Origin of the sequence: Oxynema aestuarii AP17 (assembly GCF_012295525.1) — a bacterium.
Lineage (GTDB): Bacteria > Cyanobacteriota > Cyanobacteriia > Cyanobacteriales > Laspinemataceae > Oxynema > Oxynema aestuarii.
The window spans coordinates 3960336-3980736 of the sequence record NZ_CP051167.1; the positions used below are offsets into that span (position 1 = coordinate 3960336).

Genomic DNA, 20401 nt, shown 5'->3' on the forward strand with positions numbered 1-20401 from the left:
GGCGATCGCCCGGATTACGACTCCGCCGTTTGGGGCATCAATTCGCGATTTTCTTCTTTCGGTCCGACTTGGACTTTCCCTTCTTCGTCTACATCGACTAAAGCGGTTTCGCCTTCTTGAATCCGACCGGAAAGAATTTCCTCGGCGAGGCTATCTTCTAACAGCCGCATGATCGCACGACGTAACGGACGCGCGCCGTAGCTGGGATTGTACCCTTCTTCGACCAACCGATTTTTGAACCCTTCGGTAACTTCCAAAGTAATCCCTTTCTCGGTCAGTCGCGAGAAGACCTCGCGCAACATAATTTCGGCGATCTCTTTGACTTCCTCTTTGTTCAACTGGCGGAAGACGATGATCTCGTCGAGACGATTGAGAAATTCCGGACGGAAATATTGCTTGAGTTCTTCGTTGACCAGGTTGCGAATGCGGTTGTATTGCGCGTCCGCTTGGTCTTCGGCAAACTCGAAGCCCAAACCGCCGCCACCTTTCTCGATCACTTTCGACCCGATGTTCGAGGTCATAATCAATAAGGTGTTCTTGAAGTCCACCGTGCGACCTTTGGCGTCGGTGAGGCGTCCGTCTTCGAGAATTTGCAGCAACATGTTGAACACGTCGGGGTGCGCTTTCTCGATTTCGTCGAACAACACGACGGTGTAGGGACGGCGCCGGACGGCTTCGGTGAGTTGACCGCCTTCGTTATAACCGACGTAACCCGGAGGAGACCCGATCAATTTGGACACCGTGTGGCGTTCCATGTATTCGGACATATCCAGGCGAATCATCGCTTCTTCAGAACCGAAGAAGTAGGAGGCGAGGGCTTTGGTCAGCTCGGTTTTCCCGACCCCGGTCGGGCCGGAGAAGATGAAGCTGGCGATCGGACGGTTGGGGTTTTTCAAGCCGACTCGGGCGCGACGGATGGCGCGGGAAACGGCTTTGACGGCTTCTTCCTGTCCGATCAGGCGCTGGTGCAAGGTGTCTTCCATGTGCAGCAGCTTTTCGGATTCGGATTCGGTGAGTTTGTTGACGGGGACTCCGGTCCAACTGGCGACGATCTGGGCGATGTCTTCTTCGGTGACCATCGGGGAGAGATCGGCGCTGCCGTCGGTTTTTTTGCTGCTGGCGATCGCCCGAATTTGGGATTTGATTTCCATTTCGCGATCGCGCAGTTCCCCGGCGCGATCGAAGTCTTGCGATCGCACGGCGTCGTCTTTCTCTTTCAACACCTGGCGCAACTCTTTATCGAGTTCTTTCGCCGCAGGCGGTAATTGCGAGTTGATCAGGCGCACTCGGGATCCGGCTTCGTCGATCAAGTCGATCGCCTTGTCCGGTAAGTAGCGATCGCTGATGTAGCGATCGGACAGTTTCGCCGCCGCTTCTAACGCTTCGTCGGCAATTTTTAATTTATGGTGTTGTTCGTAGCGATCGCGCAGTCCGAACAGGATCTCGATCGTTTCTTCCACGCTCGGTTCGCCGACCATCACGGGCTGGAAGCGCCGTTCTAAGGCCGCATCGCGCTCGATATGCTTGCGATATTCGTCCAAGGTGGTCGCGCCGATGCACTGCAGTTCCCCGCGTGCGAGGGCAGGTTTGAGAATGTTCGCCGCGTCGATCGCCCCTTCTGCGGCCCCGGCGCCGATCAGGGTATGCACCTCGTCAATCACTAAAATCACGTTCCGCGCCGAGCGGATTTCGTCCATGATTTTCTTGAGGCGCTCTTCAAATTCCCCGCGATATTTCGTTCCGGCGACGAGTAAGCCGATATCTAAGGTGACGACCCGCTTATCTTCTAAAATATCCGGCACGTCGTTGTTGGCAATCCGTTGGGCCAGCCCTTCGGCGATCGCCGTTTTACCGACCCCCGGTTCCCCGATCAACACCGGATTATTCTTAGTACGCCGTCCGAGAATCTGAATCACCCGCTCGATTTCTTTCTGACGCCCGACGACCGGGTCTAATTTGCCTTCGGCGGCCATCTGGGTCAAGTTTGCCCCAAATTCGTCGAGGGTCGGGGTTTTCGTCCGGGCATTGCTCGATCCGGCGGTCACTTCCGCCGTTTCTCCCAACATCCGAATCACTTGGGTGCGGACTTTAGACAGATCGACGCCCAAGTTTTCTAAAACCCGCGCCGCAACGCCTTCACCTTCCCGAATCAATCCCAGCAGCAGGTGTTCCGTGCCGATGTAATTGTGACCGAGTTGACGCGCTTCTTCTAAAGATAGCTCCAGAACGCGCTTGGCCCGGGGTGTGAAGGGAATTTCTACCGCGACAAACCCCGAACCCCGACCGATGATCTTTTCGACCTCAATTCGGGCATCTTTGAGGTTGACCCCCATCGACTTGAGAACTTTGGCGGCAACGCCCGTTCCTTCTCCGATAAGACCCAAGAGGATCTGCTCCGTTCCGACAAAATTATGTCCCAGGCGACGGGCTTCCTCCTGGGCCAGCATGATCACTTTAATGGCTTTTTCTGTGAAGCGTTCAAACATGGTTTATTCCCAATACCGACACATTTGGCGCGTACAAACTCCCCTTCTGGGTATTGTGAGGAAGCACCGCCTCCGCTAAAATCATCCCTTGGGGTTTTTGAGAAAGTATGAGATTCGATTCGATGTTAATTTTGCGATCCTCTGTTTCTCTCGTCCCCACTTTTGCTTTTGAGTCACCCCCTGAAGTTTAAGTTTCAAGTCCCGACTCTAGAGCTTCGGCTAGTTCTTCGCTCTGGAGTGCAGAACTCAGAACTCGGGTCAAACGGGTTATCTGTTATGGCTCCTAGAAGCCTCTGTTATTAGGCACGGGGCTTATAACCTGTTCCCTTCTGGTACTTTGCCCTTTAGCATAGCAAAACTCTCGGTTTTCGTGCCACCAGTTGCGTTTTTAGGTTGGGGCTCTTGAAGGTTGCGAACGGGGTGGGATCGTCGCCCTTGGACTTTTGGGAAAGCTATCGCTTTTGAGACAATGGGAGAATGGCTCGATTGTTGGCGAAGATTGAGATTTTTTAGCCAAAACCACTAAAATCGGTATGTTGGGTTACAGACAGCGATTCCGATCGCGGGTAAATCTGGGGTCGATTTTGACTGGGTGGCGATCGCCGTCGCTCGATTTCTAGAGATTTGCCAAATTTTAACTCAAAAAACTATGGTGGCGATCGACTCGCGGGATTCCTTCTGAGGAGATAAATCTAGAAAGATCGTCTTTGGTTTTTTGGCGATCGCCATTTTCACGTTGACAAAACGATGATTTTTGTAGGCGTTTTTAAAATAAGATTCGTTATTCTAAACCCTCATCTTTTCTAAAGTCAAACCCCAATCTCCAGCCTTTTAAAGTTTCTTTTGCCTTTTAAACAAGAGCGATCGCCCATTTCTAAGACTATGCAAAAACTCAAATCCTATGCAAAAACTCAAATCGATCGCCTGTACCCTGACGTTACTCTTATCCGCCTGTACCGCCGGGACGACGCCCTCCCAGCCAACCGCCACTCCAACACCAGAGACTCCAACACTAGAGACTACTCCACCCTCGCCGTCCGTTCCCGCCTCAACTTACAATAGCGCCGATCGCCGGGCGAATAATCCCGCCAATCCCGCCACGACGGCTCAACGGTCTCCCATTCCCAACCCCGTTTTTGAACCAATTTTACCGGAACTCAAACAACAGGCAGGGATTCCGGTCCTTTTACCCGATTATCTCTTCGGTGGCGACGGCGCCAGTGAGGTTTACGCCATTCTAGAAACTGCCAATCCATCTCAATATCGGGTGATGTTGGCCTTCACCCCCGATTGTACTGGGGGAACGGCGTGCCGTCTCGGAGAAGTTACCGGAGAGCAGCTCACTCCAGACCTCCCCCCTTTAGAAGGCAAAACCGTTCCCCTCGATAACGGGATCTCCGGTTATTTTGTCGATGCGGTCTGTGCGGCGAACTGTTCCGATGCCACCCTGTCTTGGGAGCAAAGCGGGGGACGCTATACGGTGGGCATTAAGGCGGGAAAACCCGAAAACCTCGTAAAAATGGCCAATTCGGCGATCGCTGCCGGACCGTTTTAGGCCCCGCATCGGGGTGCGTTTTCGTGGGAAACGCTCTCTTTGTAAAGATTTGTTAAGAGGGGTGTGGGGTTTCACCCTTCCTGGGGTTATACTGGGGTGAGTAGATGCACCCTGATGGCAACGCCCACCTCGTGGGCGTTTTTTTTTGGCTTGTTGGAGGGCGATCGCAGGGGACCTGGGGACGGGGGAAAGGGGAAAAATGCAGATGAAAATTTAAAATAGAGAAACTCGTTCCCAAAATTGTCCGACGATGCCACAACAGCCAACTCCCGATCGCCCGTCTTCCCGGAACTCTGTTTTATCCAACGTTCTCGGCGGTTTTGGATTGATTGCAGGGGCGACTTATCCGGTTCGGGCGATCGCCACCTTCATCCACAATCCCAAATTACGACCGTACGTCTCGATCCCGATCGCGGTCAATGTCGTGGTCGGGATTGCCTTGTACGTGGGATTATTGCTACCGGGATTAAATGGGATTGACGCGACGATCGCCCGGGTCGGAACGTATTTAGAGGCGTTCGTCGCCCGTCTACCCGCATGGTTGGGCTTTCTCAACGCGATCGACAATCTTCTAGGCTGGGGATTGCGGCTGGTTTTAGTGGGATTGTTACTCGTGGCGATCGGCTTGTTGCTGGTTCAATTTGGAGCTATTCTGGGGGCGCCGTGGTACGGGCAACTCTCCGAACAGTTGGAACTGTTACGCAATGGCAAACTCCCGATCGCCGAACCGATGACCCTCAAGACGATCGCCCGCGATATTTGGCGGGCATTGATGTTTGAAATCAAAAAACTGGTTTTTGCGGCAGGATTCGCCTTAATATTGCTCTTATTCAATGGAGTTCCTTTAATTGGAACGATCGCCGCCAGTGTGGGAGGAATTGCGATCGCGGCGACGATCGTTTGCTTGGACTTCCTCGACGCCCCTTTAGAACGGCGCCGCCTGCGTTTTCGCCGAAAATTAGGCATTGTCTTCGGTCACCTTCCGGCGAGTGGGTCGTTTGCGTTGGTCTGTTTGGTGATGATTAGCATTCCGATGCTCAATTTACTTGCGGTTCCGGTTTGCGTGGCGGCGGGAACGCTGTTTTTTTGCGATCGCGTTTGGCCGAAATTTGGGGAAGAGGTGAGGGAGTAGATCGAATCGTAAATATAACAATTTAAATATAAATACTTTATGAATACTTTCAATAAAAATGCGTAGGGGCGAAACGTTTTTCGTCTCTACAAGATCTACGCATCGTCCAGAAATTCAGTCATCGATAGCAATTACATAAAATTGCGTAGAATAAATATATAAATCACGGACGATCGAGTTCCCCCTCGACGCCCTCGAAATGGGGACGATCGCCCCCAAAGGTGAGAAATTACGCGACTCCAAAGCCCAATTCTATTATACTTTTATCCGAGCGAATTCAAATGGGATCGGGTCGAAAAGAGGCGATCGCGTCGGGGGAATCGTCCGCATCTTCAGAATTGAACGTCGAAGCTTCAGAACTGCTCAGTTGCCAGGCAGACGAGCGCGGGATCGGGCGATTTTTGCGAGTTGAGAGTAAATAAACCATCATGTCCCCTTTTCCCTTAATCCGGATCGGACCGCGCTCCTCGAAATCGTAGGCGTGGCGCAAGCGTTCGTAAGTGGTCGGCGAGACCTGAATCCGTCCGGGAACGCCGTGAGACTCCATGCGGCTGGCAGTATTGACCGTATCGCCCCAGAGGTCGTAAATAAATTTATTGGTGCCGATCACTCCGGCGACGACGGGCCCGGTATGAATACCGATCCGCATGGAAAACGATTCGCGGTCTTGGCTGTCAAACTGTTCGATTTCTTCGAGCATGGCGATCGCCATTCGGGCGATCGCTTCGGCGTGGTCGGTACGGGGAACGGGTAGCCCGCCGACGACCATATACGCATCGCCAATCGTTTTAATTTTTTCCAACCCGTATTCCGAGGCGAGGCGGTCGAAGGCACTGAAAATGCGATTGAGGATTTTGACTAATTCCGGAGGAGAGACCCGGGACGCCAAGCGGGTAAAGCCGACGATATCGGCAAATAAGACGGTGACTTCCGGAAAACTATCGGCGATCGTATTTTCATTTTGCTTGAGGCGATCGGCGATCGCCTTGGGTAAAACGTTGAGCAACAAACGCTCGGATTTCGCCTGTTCCGCTTCCAACTGTCGAAACGCCTGCCGTAATTGTTCGGCTTTGAGGGCACGTTCGCGAGCGAGTCGTTCGATTTGCGCCGTGCGACTCAAGGAAGTCAACAAATAGGTCACCGGGATATGAGTCCAGAGTAAGCCGACAATTAACGTCGCCCAAGAACGCCAATGACGACGTTTCGCTTGAAATTCTTCCGTGGGAATGGCGTACACGGACCAATGGCGATTCGCAATTTCAATTTGGCGCCGGGTCACTCCCTGGGTGAGGGAAATACCGGAAGCAGTGGAGACCGATGCTTCCGATTTCGATACGGTGTCGATGGGACAAGCGATCGTGGTGGCGGTGGATTCGGGGAGTTGGGGAAGGGTTTCGTAACTGGCTAATAAGGTTTTAGCAGGTTGGGTAGCTGCGGTTCCGGCGGCGGTCTGCACGGTTTCGTCGCACAGGTAGAGGTTGATGAGGCTGACGCCGCGATCGGCTCCGGAGACTTCAAAAATATCATTGAGGGTGAACAGTCCGAGGATATAACCTTGGAGGCGATCGTGGCGATCGTCGCCGAGGGCTAATCCCGGTTCTTCCTCTACGGGTGCGTACACGGGAACGATCGCCAAGACCCCCTGTTGGGTCTCGCCGTCGGGATTCCACTCCAATTTTCCCGTCACTACCATTTCCCCGGTGTGGGCCGCATGATTTAAAGCGACTTGATACAGTGGATGGGAGGTCAGATTAAATCCGAGCGCCCCTTCGTTTCCTGCTTCCGGAACGATATAGTGCAGGGGATAGTACTCGGAGCTGGGTTGGGCGCGTATGTAGTCCCCGGCTAGGTTTTTTTGGTGAATTTCAAAGTTGCGATCGCGGGTGAATTGGTTGTCGTACTCGAATAGTTCTCGTTCTTCGTCGCCGACCCGAGGAGCCCAAGCTAAGAGTCGAATTGTGGGATGTTCTTTCATCGAACGGTGGACGAATTGACCAAAAGCTTGCTCTGGCGGAACCCCGGACGCATCAAAGAAATCTCCGAGGGTACGGATGACTTCTAAATCTTCGTCGGCATGTTGTTGGAGCCGTCCGGCAATGATATCCGATGCACGGTTGAATTCGTAGTCTCGGCGTCTCTGTTCCCAATGCCAGACGAAGATAAAAGCCCCGACTGAGAAGCCAACGCCTACGATAAAAATGGCGTTGCATAATAGAGAATGATTTAAGTGAATGCTGGAATCTGATGGTGCTTGAGATAGTAGATGAGTAACCGGACTGAGGTGGTTAACATTTCGACCGATTTGGAATAACACAACGTTTTACGATGCAATCGAGCTAAGTAATGGCGTAGTCGGCAGTTCTCCCCTTCAACCCGTGTCATCGCTGTTTTACTGACTAGATGATCGGCCTCTTCAATCACACAAGGATATACTGGATAGCCATCAGTGATGTACAGAAAACAAGCCCAGCCCATCACCATCTCCCATAAGGGTTTAAAAGTCTCTAGGGCGTGGTCTCCCACCACGAACTTGAGGATGCCAGGCTGTTTGGTGTTGACGACCGTCCACAACCAAATCTTGTTTTTTTTGACCCACAAAGGTTTCCAGTTCATCCAGTTGAGCCGTTTCAGGGATCTCGTAATTCTCCTCGGGAATCGCTGCCGCCGCTTGGCGCACCCAGTTGATCACACTATTATGGTTGATGCCACTCACTCGCTCGATTGCTCTAAAACCCATGCCATTGAGTGACATGCTTACACACAGGGCTTTGACCTCTGGAGTGTAGCCTTGGTGCGGATTGTCTCGGAACTGGCGACGACAATCTCGGCACAGGTAGCTTTGTTTGCCATTGCGATGACCATTCTTCACTATGTGGTCACTAGCACAATAAGGACAGTTCATGATGCTTCCCTCAACGCTTCATCATTCTCTATTATGCAACGCCATAAAAATGATGGCAGCAGGGAGGTAACGAATCCAGGGTAAATGGTATTTTTCTGGCATAATTGCCTCTTAACAATCGGCTTCCCAGTGGGCCCTTGGCTTTTGTACAGCACTAAAACCCGTGGATTGGGAGATTCTGTTAATGCCACCCCGGTCAAATGACTCGACGTTCGAGAACAGATGCAGTTCTTTATTAATTATCTATCACAGCCCCCTGGGTGCCTAAAAATTTGGCTCGCGATCGGGGATTGTTCTATGATTTCTGACGCTACTCGGTATTCGGAGGTCTTTCATCAACTATTCACTCAACCCGTGATGTTCCAGGGTTCCTGAGACGCTATCGATACTCGTGGGTTCGATTTAGATCGGGGAACGGCGTTCGCGCTCATCGTCTCCAAAGGAGAATCGCGCGCTCCAGGAATGGCGGATTCGGGCGCTTGTCGGCGGTGGCTACAGTCGGAGGATTGCGGCAGGGGTAGGGGTTGAGAAGCGATCGGAGCGCACTGGGGCGGTTTGTGGCTGGCAGGCGGGGTGTGGGTCGAGGGGCGATCGCCTCTGGGGGACGAGGCGATCGCCCGTGTAGGAAAGATTAGCGGCGGCGTTGTTGCAATTTGCGGTAAACGTCGCGCAAATCGACTTGGTGATGGGCGAGGGCAACCATTGCATGGTAGATCCAGTCGGCGACTTCTCCGGCGATCTGTTCGGGGTCGTCGTCTTTAAACGCCATCACAACTTCGGCGGTTTCTTCGCCGAGTTTTTTGAGGATTTTGTTATCTCCGGCGGCGAGGAGTTGGGCGGTGTAGGAGCCTTCCGTAGGACGATCGCGGCGATCGCAGATAATTTCAAAGACTTGGGAGAGGGTATCGGCGGGAGGGGGCTGGATCTGGCCGTCAATTTGGTGGAAACAGCTTCGTTCTCCGGTGTGACAGGCAATATCGCCGATCTGCTCGATCCCGACGAGCAAGCAGTCGCTATCGCAGTCGTAGCGCAGCGATCGCACTTTTTGCAAGTGACCGGAGGTGGCGCCTTTATGCCAGAGTTCTTGGCGGGATCGACTCCAGTACCAGCATTCTCCAGTTTCGAGGGTTTTTTGTAAGGAATCTCGGTTCATCCACGCCATCATCAAAACGGTACCGTCGAGGTAGTCTTGGGCGATCGCCGGGACGAGTCCTTGGTCGTTATAACGAATGCGATCGAGGGGAATCGATTGTTGCACGGTAGTTAGGGGTTGAGTTGGAAATGCGAACATCTAGGTAAATTTTACCGCTTTAATTTTCTCGCTCCACGCCTGTCCGAAATGTTGGATTTCTAAAAAGTTGGCATTGGACGCGGCGGGCTTGTACACTCTGAAAGTCCGCGCGATTCCCAAGGTCGCCGCACTTTCGAGCGGACCGAAGAAGCGGGAGTCGCCATCGAGAAAGTAGTCCCGGCTCGCCCAATCCGCCATTTGTCTGTGATTGAGAAAAAAACATCCCGAATGAGGATTTTCGGCACGATTGATGATAATTTGTTGTCCCATTACATTTCCGGCAATGGTTAAATTATCGGAGAAGTAATGAGCAAAGTTATCTCTTTTACCCGTTTTAAATTCGAGTTCGGGATCGATGTAAATTTTCTTAATTTCTGGATGGTTGACAATTTCAAAGCGATTGGGATGCAACACGGCGCGATCGCCGATATAGTGATTGAACCACCCCAGCTTTACGAACCACTCCGGATCGGACAAAATTAGATCGTCTTCTAAATAGCAATAATAATCGTACTGCCCGAGATGTTCTCGCAACAGTGCATGACATTCAAATCCTACTAACATCGGGTGGCAATTGACCTCGTGATGTTGGTAAGACCAGGAGGGGATCGGGAGGCGATCGAGTAAATGCAAGCCTTGCGTGGTACAGATAATGACTTGAATGAGAACCGATCGCCCTTGATTGGCAGGTAAAGTATAAAGGCGATCGCGATATTCAAAACAAAATTGTGCTTTGTGGTTGAACAAACTGTGCAGCGATCGCAAACATTGAGTCAGCGCTTTAATTCTCGGTTGGGGATCCGGACTGAGCGATCCATAATTCCCCCCACCATTGGGATCGAAAACATGGGGGATCGTGACTAAAATACGCATCTTTGATAAAATCTTGAAAATTTAAAATCCGCGATCGAACTCGACGAATGTTTTGCAAAATCCCTCAAGGCGATCGCCTCGAAATTTAACCTTAATTAAGATTGACGATAAAAATTTTCTCAATACCCTGTACAATTAACATCCGAACCGTCGGACTGGTCTGTCCCTTGAAATGAATTTTCTTTCAAGTTAAATTTCTTCTCGAATTACACCGAGCCAGCCTCCAATTATAACCGCGATCGTTGTCTGAAATCAACGACCAGTCCCCATCTAACACCTCACCGTACAACCATTGCCATACAACAAAGGAGAGAAATTTGGTGACCAGCACTTTCAAAACCACCAAATCTGAAGAAATCTTTGCCGCCGCCCAAAAACTAATGCCAGGGGGCGTCAGCTCTCCCGTTCGCGCCTTTAAATCCGTCGGCGGACAACCTATCGTCTTCGATAGAGTCCAAGGCGCCTACGTCTGGGATGTCGATGACAACCAATACATCGATTACGTCGGCACCTGGGGACCCGCCATCTGCGGTCACAGCCATCCCGAAGTCATCGCCGCCCTCAAAGAAACCCTCGACAAAGGCACCAGCTTCGGCGCCCCGTGCTATCACGAAAACGTTCTCGCCGAAATGGTCATCGATGCCGTCCCCAGCATCGAAATGGTCCGCTTCGTCAACTCCGGAACCGAAGCCTGTATGGCAGTATTGCGCCTCATGCGCGCCTTCACCGGACGCGACAAAGTCATTAAATTCCAAGGCTGCTACCACGGTCACGGCGACATGTTCCTCGTCCAAGCCGGGTCCGGCGTCGCCACCCTCGGTCTGCCCGACTCCCCCGGAGTTCCCAAATCCGTCACCAGCAACACCCTCGCCGCCCCCTACAACGACCTCGAAGCCGTCAAAGCCCTGTTTGCCGACAATCCCGACCAAATTGCCGGAGTCATCCTCGAACCCGTCGTCGGCAATGCAGGCTTTATTCCCCCCGATGCGGGCTTCCTCGAAGGCTTGCGCGAAATTACCAAAGACAACGGCGCCCTACTCGTCTTCGACGAAGTGATGACCGGATTTCGGATTTCCTACGGCGGCGCCCAAGAAAAATTCGGCGTCACTCCCGATTTAACCACCTTGGGGAAAGTCATTGGCGGCGGCTTGCCCGTCGGCGCCTACGGCGGACGCCGGGACATCATGGAAATGGTCGCCCCCTCCGGTCCGATGTACCAAGCGGGAACTCTTTCCGGTAACCCCTTGGCGATGACCGCCGGGATTAAAACCTTGGAACTGCTCAACAAGCCCGGGTCTTACGAGTATCTCGACAAAATCACCAAAATGTTAGTAGACGGGTTACTCGATATTGCCAAAGAAACCGGACACGAAGTTTGCGGCGGTCAAATCAGCGCCATGTTCGGTCTGTTCTTCACCCCCGGTCCGGTGCACAGCTACGAAGATGCGAAAAAGTGCGATACCAACAAGTTCAGCCGTTGGCATCGCGGAATGTTAGAACGCGGTGTTTATTTGGCTCCGTCTCAGTTTGAAGCGGGCTTTACCTCGTTGGCGCATACGGAAGAGGACATCAAGCGGACTCTGGATGCGGCTCGCGAAGTAATGGCGAGTTTGTAAACTGGAATTGAGTTCGATCTATTGCGAGATACTGGCAATCGCCAACAAATATCTCGTAACAGATATCAACCCGCGATGGTGGCGGGCATCTTGCCCGCCCCACCTTGAATGCAATCATTGAATGCAATCATTACAAAAGTCAAGTAGCACTAACTTTAACAATGGGAGCGGGAATTCCCCGATTCTACCGAAGGTGAATCGTGGGATGAAAGCGACTCTTCGGCAAATCAGTGATAATCTTATCATCTGGCTATATTGGCGATAATGTTCAAGGCGTACAAATACCGCATCTATCCAACCCACAAGCAACAAGCGACTTTAGCCAAGAGCTTTGGTTGCTGTCGTTGGTATTGGAACTATGCGTTAAATTTGTGCCAAGAGACTTATCGAGCGACCGGAAAAGGTTTATCAAGGGGTTATCTTCAGGGATTATTACCTGCCCTCAAAAAGGAATACCCTTGGCTTAAAGAAGATGTCTATTCCCAATGCTTGCAAGTCGTGGCGTTGAACTTATCAACCGCTTATCGAAACTTCTTTGAGAAACGGGCAAAATTACCCCGATTTAAATCCAAGCAGGGAAGGCAATCTATCAGTTATCCTCAAAATGTTAAGTTTGAGGGAAATTACATCAAACTGCCTAAAGTTGGGTTAGTGCGTTGTCGTCAGCATCGAAGTTTTGAGGGAAAAATCAAAACTGTAACCCTCTCCAAAAATCCAGATGGTAAATATTATGTTTCAGTTTTGGTGGAGGGTAGAGAAGAACCTCCCTTTCCCTCAACTGAAGGAAAAGCAATTGGCATTGATTTAGGGCTGACCGATTTTGCAATTACCAGTGAGGGGTCGAAATATAATAATCCCAAGCATTTTGATAAACACGCGCGAAACCTAAAAAGAAAACAGCAAAAACACGCTCGAAAAAGGAAAGGTAGCAACAACCGCAATAAATCGCGGGTAAAAGTTGCTAAGATTCACGCCAAAATAAGTCGCTGTCGTGAAGATTTTCTCCACAAGCTATCCCGTAAGATAGTGAACGAAAACCAAGTGATTGTGGTCGAGAATCTCAACGTCAAAGGCATGGTTCGCAATCACCAACTCGCCAAAGCGATTAGTGATGTCGGTTGGGGGATGTTTTGTACGATGTTAAAGTACAAGGCTGAATCAGAAGGAAAAGTGTATCTAGAAGTCGATCGATTTTTTCCTTCTTCTAAAACTTGCCATGCATGTCTCAATCAAATCAAAAGCTTGTCTCTTGATGTAAGAAGTTGGACTTGCGAACATTGCCAAACTCGTCATGACAGGGATATCAATGCCGCCATTAATCTCAAAAATGAAGGCTTACGGATATTAGAGTTAGGAACTCGCTCTACTGCCCTTGGAGGGGATGTAAGACGAGGTGGTAGAACTTCAGTTCTATCTAGCGCAGTCCCCAGTGAAGAGGGAAGCCGCTATTGTAATCTTTGATTCAATAGCGGTAGTTCACTTGTTGCTCGAGAACCTGTAAAGGATAGGCAAAGCTAAAGCCGTCAATGGTGTCCCCTTCGGTTTCTGAGCTGGCGGCGGCTTGTTGGTTGCTGATGCGGACGACTAGACCGACAACTTTGTCATCATAAATTAGGGGACTGCCGGAGTTGCCGACGGCGAGATTGGTGCCGCCAATGAGCAAGTTTTGTTGGTCTGAGTTGGGGGTGATGTTGGCAATATAGCCCCGTTGCCATGTCCAGGGAGTCCCGGTTGAGGGATGACCGACGATCCGAACGTCGGCATCCATGGGGACTGGCGAACGGGCTAGGGGTAAGGGTTGGATGTCTTCGGGGAGGTTGCGGACTTCTAAGATGGCTAGGTCGAGAAGGTCGGTGGGAGAGGTGATATGACGAATTTGGGCGTCAAAGCGCAATCGTTGTTCGGGGGGGTTTTGGCTGTAGAGTTCGATTTGAATGGAGTCACTGGGGCGTTGGTTGTCATCGGAGACGACATGACGATTGGTGGCGATGAGGGTCGTGTCTCCGTCCCGTTGAATGACCCATCCTGTTCCATATTTGGCTCCGGTGGGAGTTGCGGTGATGATGAGGACAACAGCCCGTTGTTGGGGTAAGCGGGGGTTTTCGTCTAGGCTGGGGAGACGTTCTGTGCGTTGGGGAGGAAGAGGATTGCTGCGTAGGGCGAGGAGACGTTGGGCTTCTGCTAGGTTGGTTCGGGCTTGGGGAAATTCTGGGTCAATTTGAATGGCGGCTTGGTATTGGCTGATGGCTTCTTCGAGTTTTCCTTGTTGTTGTAGGGCGTAGCCGAGTGCATTATGGGCAAGGGTGTGGGTGGTGCTGGGTGTAGCCCTTGTGTTGTCAGGGAGTCTGAGGGCGGTGCGGTAGGCAGAGATGGCTTCCTCTAGTTTTCCTTGTTGTTGTAGGGCAATTCCGAGATTGTTGTAAGCATCAGCATACTGGGGATTGAGTTCGATCGCCCTTCCGTAGGCAGAGATGGCTTCCTCTAGTTTTCCTTGGTCTTTCAGGGCATTTCCGAGATTGTTGTAAGCTATAGCAGACTGGGGATTGAGTTCGATCGCCCTTCCGTAGGCAGAGATGGCTTCCTCTAGTTTTCCTTGGTTTCTCAGGGCATTTCCGAGATTGTTGTAAGCTATAGCAGACTGGGGATTGAGTTCGATCGCCCTTCCGTAGGCAGAGATGGCTTCCTCTAGTTTTCCTTGGTTTCTCAGGGCAATTCCGAGACCGATGTAAGCTATAGCATCCTGGGGATTGAGTTCGATCGCCCTTCCGTAGGCAGAGATGGCTTCCTCTAGTTTTCCTTGGTCTTTCAGGGCAATTCCGAGACCGATGTAAGCATCAGCATACTGGGGATTGAGTTCGATCGCCCTTCCGTAGGCAGAGATGGCTTCCTCTAGTTTTCCTTGGTTATACAGGGCAAGTCCGAGACCGACGTAAGCATCAGCATACTGGGGATTGAGTTCGATCGCCCTTCCGTAGGCAGAGATGGCTTCCTCTAGTTTTCCTTGGTTTCTCAGGGCAATTCCGAGACCGATGTAAGCATCAGCATTATTGGGATCGATCTCTAAAATGCGGCGCCAGGTCCGTTCGGCCTCTTCATATCTTCTCTCACTCTGGGCTGTATTTCCTCGCTCGAACAATTCATCAACTGACTGTGCGACCACTCCTTGAGGAATCAGGAGTAGAGACAAGGTCAACACCGATACTATCAGTGTGCGAGTGAGCATATCCGTAGACCTCCACCAAACTTGATTCTAGTATAGAGGCATTTTCAACAAAGGGGATTGTCCGATTAGGGGCGCTAGTCGTTCGCTCCTAAGACTGACAGATTTTTGATGAGTTCGCTAAACTCAATCTAAGAAACCCTATAGAGATGGTTGGTTTAAGACTTGTTCGGAGTTAAAGAGTATTACAGATACCCGTTTTCCGATAAAAATTCTGGTGTGATTTCTGGTGTGATTTCTGGTGTGATTTCTGTTGCGATTCCCGGTTGTTCGTCCTTCAGATTGTTACACGTGAGATTATTGATGAGAGAAAAACGATCTCCGTCAATTACTAACTTAGCGACGTATTTTCCGAGTAAGTCGGCTTCGAGATTGACATAACTGCCAATCTTCAGATATTGGAGATTTGTGTTATAGAATGTATGCGGGATGACGGCGACGGTAAACCATCGAGCATGGCGATCGCATTCGGCAACAGTCAGACTGACGCCGTTGACGGCGATACTTCCTTTGGGGACGATATAGGGAGCAATCTGGGCATTCCAGTTTTGTTCGGAACCACTCGGTAGGGTGAAGGTCATTTCCCAAGAACTGGCGGTTTTGACAGCTTTTTGGAGGCATCCGACGCCGTCGATATGGCCACTGACAAAATGACCTCCGAGTTTGCTACCGACTCTCAGAGCGCTTTCGAGATTCGCCGGGATGTCGGAGAGCAGCCCGAGAGTCGTGCGGCTGAGGGTTTCAGGGGAAACGATCGCGATAAACCCGTGGGCTAAAATTTCGACAACGGTCAGACAGGCGCCATCGACGGCTATGCTATCTCCGATTTCGAGATCGGTTAGGGTAGCGTCAGATACGAGATTAGAATAGGAGATTTTGACTTTTTCAGTTCCTACGAGCTGAATGGTTCCTAATGTCTGGATTAATCCGGTGAACACAGTATTTTGCGAAAATTTGCTAAGATTTTTACTGATAGGAGAGAGGATCGGGGAAAGTTGCTAGCAATTGACATTGACGGAGAGTCAATTTTTTTTACCATATTTTATGTTGAATTAGGGTAAAACCGAGTAAAGATGGAGGCATACTAGAATTACACAGAGGTGATTGGCCGCTAGGTTAATTAGAGACAGGTGAGTTATGTTTTTGTATATATTAAATTTTTTCTTAGTCGGATGTGATGCTCTTGATGGGAGACAGGTTGGCGCCCCTATTGGGTTGAGATCCTCTGAAGATCCTCCAATTGGTTTATGCCCACCTAGATTTTCTTTTTCTTTTTGCCTACCCTGTTGATAATGAGGCTGAGCCGATGATTGAGATGAAAGTGGCTGGAATTGCATTGGATGCAGCAACGCGCAGTCCAATTGTGTTGCTCAGAGATGCGGCAGATCGACGAGCGTTACCTATTTATATTGGACAAGACCAAGCCAAGTCAATTATAAGCGCTCTAGAAAATCATACTCCACCCAGGCCGCTCACCCACGATTTGATGGTAAATATTCTAGAAGAATGGGGATTGGAGTTAGATCGAGTGATCATTCACTCATTACAAGACAATACTTTTTATGCAGTTCTTAAACTTCGTCGTGGCGAGGAGAAAAAGGATATTGATGCTCGCCCAAGTGATGCGATTTCTTTGGCATTACGAACGAATAGTCCAATTTGGGTAATGGAAGAAGTCGTCGCGGATGCGTCGATTCCGGTGGACAGAGATGCGGACGAAGCGGAACGACAGGCTTTTCGAGATTTTATTGCCAATCTCAGACCGGAAGATTTCTCGGAACGGGGATCGTCGAGTAGTGGTGAAAATCAGTAGATTGCAAGGTTTAGATTAGGGCAGAACGAACAAATCAATTGCGGGAGCGATCGAGAAAACGGTCGATTTTGGGTTGTAGGGACACGGCAATGCCGTGTCCGTATGGAGGTTTGGCTATATATAGCCTTTCTCAATTAGTTTCAATTAGATGTATGACTCGGTAGAAAAACACTACAACTGTCAACCGTTTGCTATGCAATAGGCAAATTTGATTTGAACTCAATTTTAACTCAAATTGTTGTAAGTTAACGGAGACTGATGCAGTATCGTCGTTTTGGTCAAACTAATTTGTATTTGTCTGTTTTCTCGTTGGGAACGATGCGATATCTCGATTCCCAAGAAACAGCGACGGCCACGATTCGTTATGCCTTAGAAAAGGGAGTGAATCATTTAGAAACGGCTAGAGGTTATGGCAAAAGCGAAGTTTATCTCGGTACGGCTTTAACTGAGTTATTGGGAACTGGCGATCGCGGAATCTCCCGTGAAAATATTTATATTACGAGTAAACTGCCGAATTCTTTGAATGCATCCGAATTCGATCGCGCGATCGATGAATCCTTAGAACGGCTCCAAGTGGATTATCTCGACGGTCTCGCACTGCACGGACTCAATACCGAAGAACAATTTAACACTGTTGTTAGTAACGGTTGTATTGAAGTGGCGCAAAATGCCATTCAGGATGGCAGAATTCGACATTTAGGCTTTTCGACCCACGGATCTTTAGAGTTGATTCTTAAACTCATTGATACAGATTTATTTGAATTTGTCAGCTTGCATTATTATTATTTTTTTCAACGTCATGCAGCCGCGATCGCCCGTGCCTACGAACGAGATTTAGGGATTTTTATTATCTCTCCGGCGGATAAAGGGGGGCGACTTTATACGCCTCCTTCCGAACTTAAAGCGTTAACCGATCCCTTTTCTCCTTTAGAGTTAAACTATCGATTTCTCTTGAGCGATCCGAGAATTACAACTTTAAGTATAGGAGCTGCCAAACCGGAAGAATTGGACTGGCCCCTGAATTTTGGCGATCGTGTTGAGTCCCTAACGGCTGAAGAACGAGAAGTTTTGGCCGAACTGAAAAATCACGCCCGTTCGGTGTTGGGACCGACTCAATGCAGTCAGTGTTATGAATGTTTGCCCTGTCCGGAAAATATTCATATTCCCGAAGTTTTGCGACTGCGAAATTTAGCGGTTGCTTATCAGATGGTTGACTACGGTCAATATCGTTATCGTATGTTTGAAAATGCGGGTCATTGGTTTCCGGGAATGAAGGGAAATCGATGTACGGATTGCGGTGAATGTTTGCCACGATGTCCGGAGGAACTCGATATCCCGACGTTACTGCGAGATACTCACGACCGATTGAAGGGAAAAAGCGGTCGGCGACTGTGGGAATAGATCGATCGCCTGTAAGGAAACGGCAGTGCTGTTTCCCTACCCTCGATCTTTTTCATTATTTTTGAAACCTGGAATAATGCTCAATTTGCTAAAATCAAAGTAAACCTCGACTGGGTAAAAAATTGCTTAATTTTGAGATTTAAGGGGATCTCGGGTTATTTTTGAAGATGAATTTAGCCAAGAGCATGACTCTTTCAAAACTTAAATTACACAATATTCGCTTGCTCGATCGGTCAAATTCTCGGGTTTTTATTGTGTTTTTATTGTCGATCGCCAGTGGTTTGATTTTGAGTAGCGGAATGCGGGTGGCGCGATCGCAAACCTTGGAACACGATCGCCCAAAAGAACCGCATATTTTACCGGAATTTTCTGGAGATTTTTATCCGGGAAATTTGCCGACTAATGCGAATAGGCCACCGATTTTTCCTCCCTTAGATTTGAGTGCTTTAGAATCGGGAAAGGCTTCGGATTCTTCTATTATCCCGATTACGAGTAGTAATATTTCTCAAAGTGGACTGACGATTCCGAGTTTATGGTGGGCGAGAGAACAATTTGGCGGGAAATTACTTGAAAATTGGTTGGCTTATCCGGGGGAAAACGGAGGGGGAGGACGGGTGGATTTGGTGGTTAACCGACAGATTTGGAGTTTGAGAGACTATCTAGAACGATATCAATTTGTCAATCATTTCGGTCAGTCGGCGAAAGATTACGGTTACAATACACGAGTGTTTAACCGTCAAAAAAGATTGTTAGCGGCTTACACGTGCGATTTTACTGTGGAACCGATTGTTTGTAACTTATGGATGGATTCTTCTGGGTTGCAAAACCAGGTTAAATCTCTAAAGAATTAATCATTAACTCCTGCGGATCTCCTGCCAGAGGTTTAAATATTCCTGGAGGGATTGAGAAGGGAGAGGGGTTAAAAATTCACTTTTTTGGAACAGTTCGGGAGAGGGAAGTTGGACGGTGCGATCGCCATTTTCTAACAACACCGGGTCAAACATTTCGGGTGTGCTCAAGCGAGGGGAAGCGGCATCGCTGAGGATCGAAAGTTTACGGGCAATTTCGGGTTGCCAACAAAACTCAAGCCATTGTTTGACTTGAGGGGGTAAAGCGAGGGCATTGGAGGCTTCGACCGGGGCAGAATCGGCGGGTCGTACCCACAAATCCGCCCACAAAGCGGTTCCGGAAGCGGGGATAATGGCTTTAATTTGGCGGTTGCGTTTCGTCAGAGGCACGATATCGGTAGACCAACCGACGGCAATCCAGGTATCTCCGAGAATGAGGGGTTGCAGGTAGGTGTCGGAACTGTAGAATTTGACGGCAGCGTGAAGGGTTTGCAGTTCGTCGCGAAGGGAGGCGACGGTCTTTAATGATTGGGTATTGTAGGAATGGCCGAGTTTTTTAAGGGTGAGACCGATAATTTCTCGGGGTTGGTCGAGGAGGGAGAGGCGATCGCGTAATTGGGGATTCCACAGGTCGGACCAGTCCGTGGGGGTCCAACCGAGGGTTTTAAATTTATCGGCCCGATAGGCGATCGCGGTGGTTCCCCAACGGTAGGGAACGGCCCAAATGGATCCGTTGGGATCGAGTTCGCCGCGATCGTTGCGTTTGACAAGTTGTTGCCATTGCGGCGGGAGTGCGGACCATCCTTGCAGGTCACTGGCGTCGAGGGGTCGAATCAAGCCTTCTCGAATGGCTTGACTCAACCAATAGTCCCCCAAGGTGACGAGGTCGGGGATGTTGGTTTTTGGCGAGCGATCGCCGAAAAAGGGCAGATTTAAGCCTTTTTTGCGGTTAGGGGGGACAGGTTGGTGCCACTGACGCAATTGAGAATAGATTTCTTCAAGTTGGGCGATCGCGCTAAAGTCTAGGTTGAGGTCGCGGGATGTTTGTTTTTCAAAAGCATCGAGCAGTTGCGCGGGAATTGAAGATTTGAGCAACCGCACTTTGAGGGTCGCTTGGGTTTGACCGCCACAAGCGACGAGTAGTTGATGGAGTAGGAGACTGGTCGCAGCCAGAAGAAAAGATCGTCGATTCACCTCGATCGCTCGATTGGGTTTGGGGTCTGGGAGGAAGTTACAATGCTGGGCAACAGCCGCCGGAACGGGA

The 20401-nt window shown here is 50.0% G+C and carries 15 protein-coding genes; 7 read left to right on the top strand and 8 right to left on the bottom strand.

Features of this window, described 5'->3' with window-relative positions; genetic code table 11:
- Positions 1–14 precede the first annotated feature (14 nt).
- Positions 15–2486 carry an ATP-dependent Clp protease ATP-binding subunit gene (locus tag HCG48_RS16075; RefSeq protein ID WP_168570057.1) on the bottom strand — a complete coding sequence of 824 codons (2472 nt, stop codon included), beginning with the start codon at positions 2484–2486 and terminating at the stop codon, positions 15–17.
- A 901-nt stretch (positions 2487–3387) separates the two neighbouring features.
- Here HCG48_RS16075 and HCG48_RS16080 point away from each other — a divergent pair.
- Both HCG48_RS16080 and HCG48_RS16085 read left to right on the top strand, forming a co-directional pair.
- Positions 3388–4041, top strand: a complete 654-nt coding sequence (locus HCG48_RS16080) for a hypothetical protein (protein WP_168570058.1) — start codon at positions 3388–3390, stop codon at positions 4039–4041.
- Between the two features lie 250 nt (positions 4042–4291).
- Entirely contained in the window at positions 4292–5173 is an 882-nt protein-coding gene (locus tag HCG48_RS16085) for an EI24 domain-containing protein (protein WP_168570059.1), read from the top strand.
- A gap of 277 nt (positions 5174–5450) precedes the next feature.
- Here HCG48_RS16085 and HCG48_RS16090 read toward each other — a convergent pair whose 3' ends face one another.
- The 4 genes from HCG48_RS16090 to HCG48_RS16105 all read right to left on the bottom strand — a co-directional run bounded on the left by HCG48_RS16090 (position 5451) and on the right by HCG48_RS16105 (position 10239).
- A complete protein-coding gene (locus HCG48_RS16090; RefSeq protein WP_168570060.1) occupies positions 5451–7487 on the bottom strand; it encodes an adenylate/guanylate cyclase domain-containing protein in 2037 nt (678 codons plus the stop codon).
- Positions 7397–8075, bottom strand: a protein-coding gene (locus HCG48_RS16095) for an IS1 family transposase (RefSeq protein ID WP_168568599.1) whose coding sequence is annotated in 2 segments (ribosomal slippage) — positions 7397–7753 and positions 7755–8075 — 678 coding nt in all. Because the reading frame shifts where the segments join, the coding sequence is not laid out codon by codon here. The genes HCG48_RS16090 and HCG48_RS16095 overlap by 91 nt, the downstream gene beginning before the upstream one ends.
- A gap of 631 nt (positions 8076–8706) precedes the next feature.
- The gene (gene hisIE, locus HCG48_RS16100; protein WP_168570061.1) at positions 8707–9366 is read right to left on the bottom strand and encodes a bifunctional phosphoribosyl-AMP cyclohydrolase/phosphoribosyl-ATP diphosphatase HisIE; all 660 of its coding nucleotides are present in this window, start codon (positions 9364–9366) and stop codon (positions 8707–8709) included.
- Positions 9367–10239 (bottom strand): calcium-binding protein, encoded by an 873-nt coding sequence (locus HCG48_RS16105; protein ID WP_168570062.1) that lies wholly within the window; start codon positions 10237–10239, stop codon positions 9367–9369.
- Between the two features lie 317 nt (positions 10240–10556).
- On the opposite strand from HCG48_RS16105, the gene hemL reads away from it, so the two are divergent.
- The gene (gene hemL, locus HCG48_RS16110; RefSeq protein WP_168570063.1) at positions 10557–11855 is read left to right on the top strand and encodes a glutamate-1-semialdehyde 2,1-aminomutase; all 1299 of its coding nucleotides are present in this window, start codon (positions 10557–10559) and stop codon (positions 11853–11855) included.
- Positions 11856–12119: 264 nt separating this feature from the next.
- Complete coding sequence (gene tnpB, locus HCG48_RS16115) at positions 12120–13316, top strand: IS200/IS605 family element RNA-guided endonuclease TnpB (protein WP_168570064.1); 1197 nt, start codon at positions 12120–12122, stop codon at positions 13314–13316.
- Between the two features lies 1 nt (position 13317).
- Here the strand turns inward: tnpB and HCG48_RS16120 are convergent, their stop codons facing one another.
- Together HCG48_RS16120 and HCG48_RS16125 are read right to left on the bottom strand one after the other, a co-directional pair.
- Positions 13318–15078, bottom strand: a complete 1761-nt coding sequence (locus tag HCG48_RS16120) for a serine protease (protein WP_168570065.1) — start codon at positions 15076–15078, stop codon at positions 13318–13320.
- Between the two features lie 182 nt (positions 15079–15260).
- Positions 15261–16013: a riboflavin synthase gene (locus HCG48_RS16125; protein ID WP_168570066.1), complete on the bottom strand. Its 753-nt coding sequence runs from the start codon at positions 16011–16013 to the stop codon at positions 15261–15263.
- A 368-nt stretch (positions 16014–16381) separates the two neighbouring features.
- Here HCG48_RS16125 and HCG48_RS16130 point away from each other — a divergent pair, with 368 nt between their 5' ends.
- From HCG48_RS16130 to HCG48_RS16140, 3 genes are all read left to right on the top strand, one after another.
- Entirely contained in the window at positions 16382–16888 is a 507-nt protein-coding gene (locus tag HCG48_RS16130; RefSeq protein ID WP_168571923.1) for a bifunctional nuclease family protein, read from the top strand.
- Between the two features lie 258 nt (positions 16889–17146).
- Positions 17147–18289: an aldo/keto reductase gene (locus HCG48_RS16135; RefSeq protein WP_168570067.1), complete on the top strand. Its 1143-nt coding sequence runs from the start codon at positions 17147–17149 to the stop codon at positions 18287–18289.
- A gap of 167 nt (positions 18290–18456) precedes the next feature.
- Entirely contained in the window at positions 18457–19140 is a 684-nt protein-coding gene (locus HCG48_RS16140; protein ID WP_168570068.1) for a hypothetical protein, read from the top strand.
- Positions 19141–19143: 3 nt separating this feature from the next.
- Here HCG48_RS16140 and HCG48_RS16145 read toward each other — a convergent pair whose 3' ends face one another.
- Entirely contained in the window at positions 19144–20331 is a 1188-nt protein-coding gene (locus HCG48_RS16145) for an extracellular solute-binding protein (protein WP_168570069.1), read from the bottom strand.
- Positions 20332–20401: the final 70 nt, after the last annotated feature.

Coding starts and splice junctions, on each gene's coding strand:
- HCG48_RS16075 (WP_168570057.1), bottom strand. CDS start 2,486: ATGTTTGAACGCTTCACAGAAAAAGCCATTAAAGTGATCATGCTGGCC.
- HCG48_RS16080 (WP_168570058.1), top strand. CDS start 3,388: ATGCAAAAACTCAAATCGATCGCCTGTACCCTGACGTTACTCTTATCC.
- HCG48_RS16085 (WP_168570059.1), top strand. CDS start 4,292: ATGCCACAACAGCCAACTCCCGATCGCCCGTCTTCCCGGAACTCTGTT.
- hisIE (WP_168570061.1), bottom strand. CDS start 9,366: ATGTTCGCATTTCCAACTCAACCCCTAACTACCGTGCAACAATCGATT.
- HCG48_RS16105 (WP_168570062.1), bottom strand. CDS start 10,239: ATGCGTATTTTAGTCACGATCCCCCATGTTTTCGATCCCAATGGTGGG.
- tnpB (WP_168570064.1), top strand. CDS start 12,120: ATGTTCAAGGCGTACAAATACCGCATCTATCCAACCCACAAGCAACAA.
- HCG48_RS16120 (WP_168570065.1), bottom strand. CDS start 15,078: ATGCTCACTCGCACACTGATAGTATCGGTGTTGACCTTGTCTCTACTC.
- HCG48_RS16130 (WP_168571923.1), top strand. CDS start 16,382: ATGATTGAGATGAAAGTGGCTGGAATTGCATTGGATGCAGCAACGCGC.
- HCG48_RS16135 (WP_168570067.1), top strand. CDS start 17,147: ATGCAGTATCGTCGTTTTGGTCAAACTAATTTGTATTTGTCTGTTTTC.
- HCG48_RS16140 (WP_168570068.1), top strand. CDS start 18,457: ATGAATTTAGCCAAGAGCATGACTCTTTCAAAACTTAAATTACACAAT.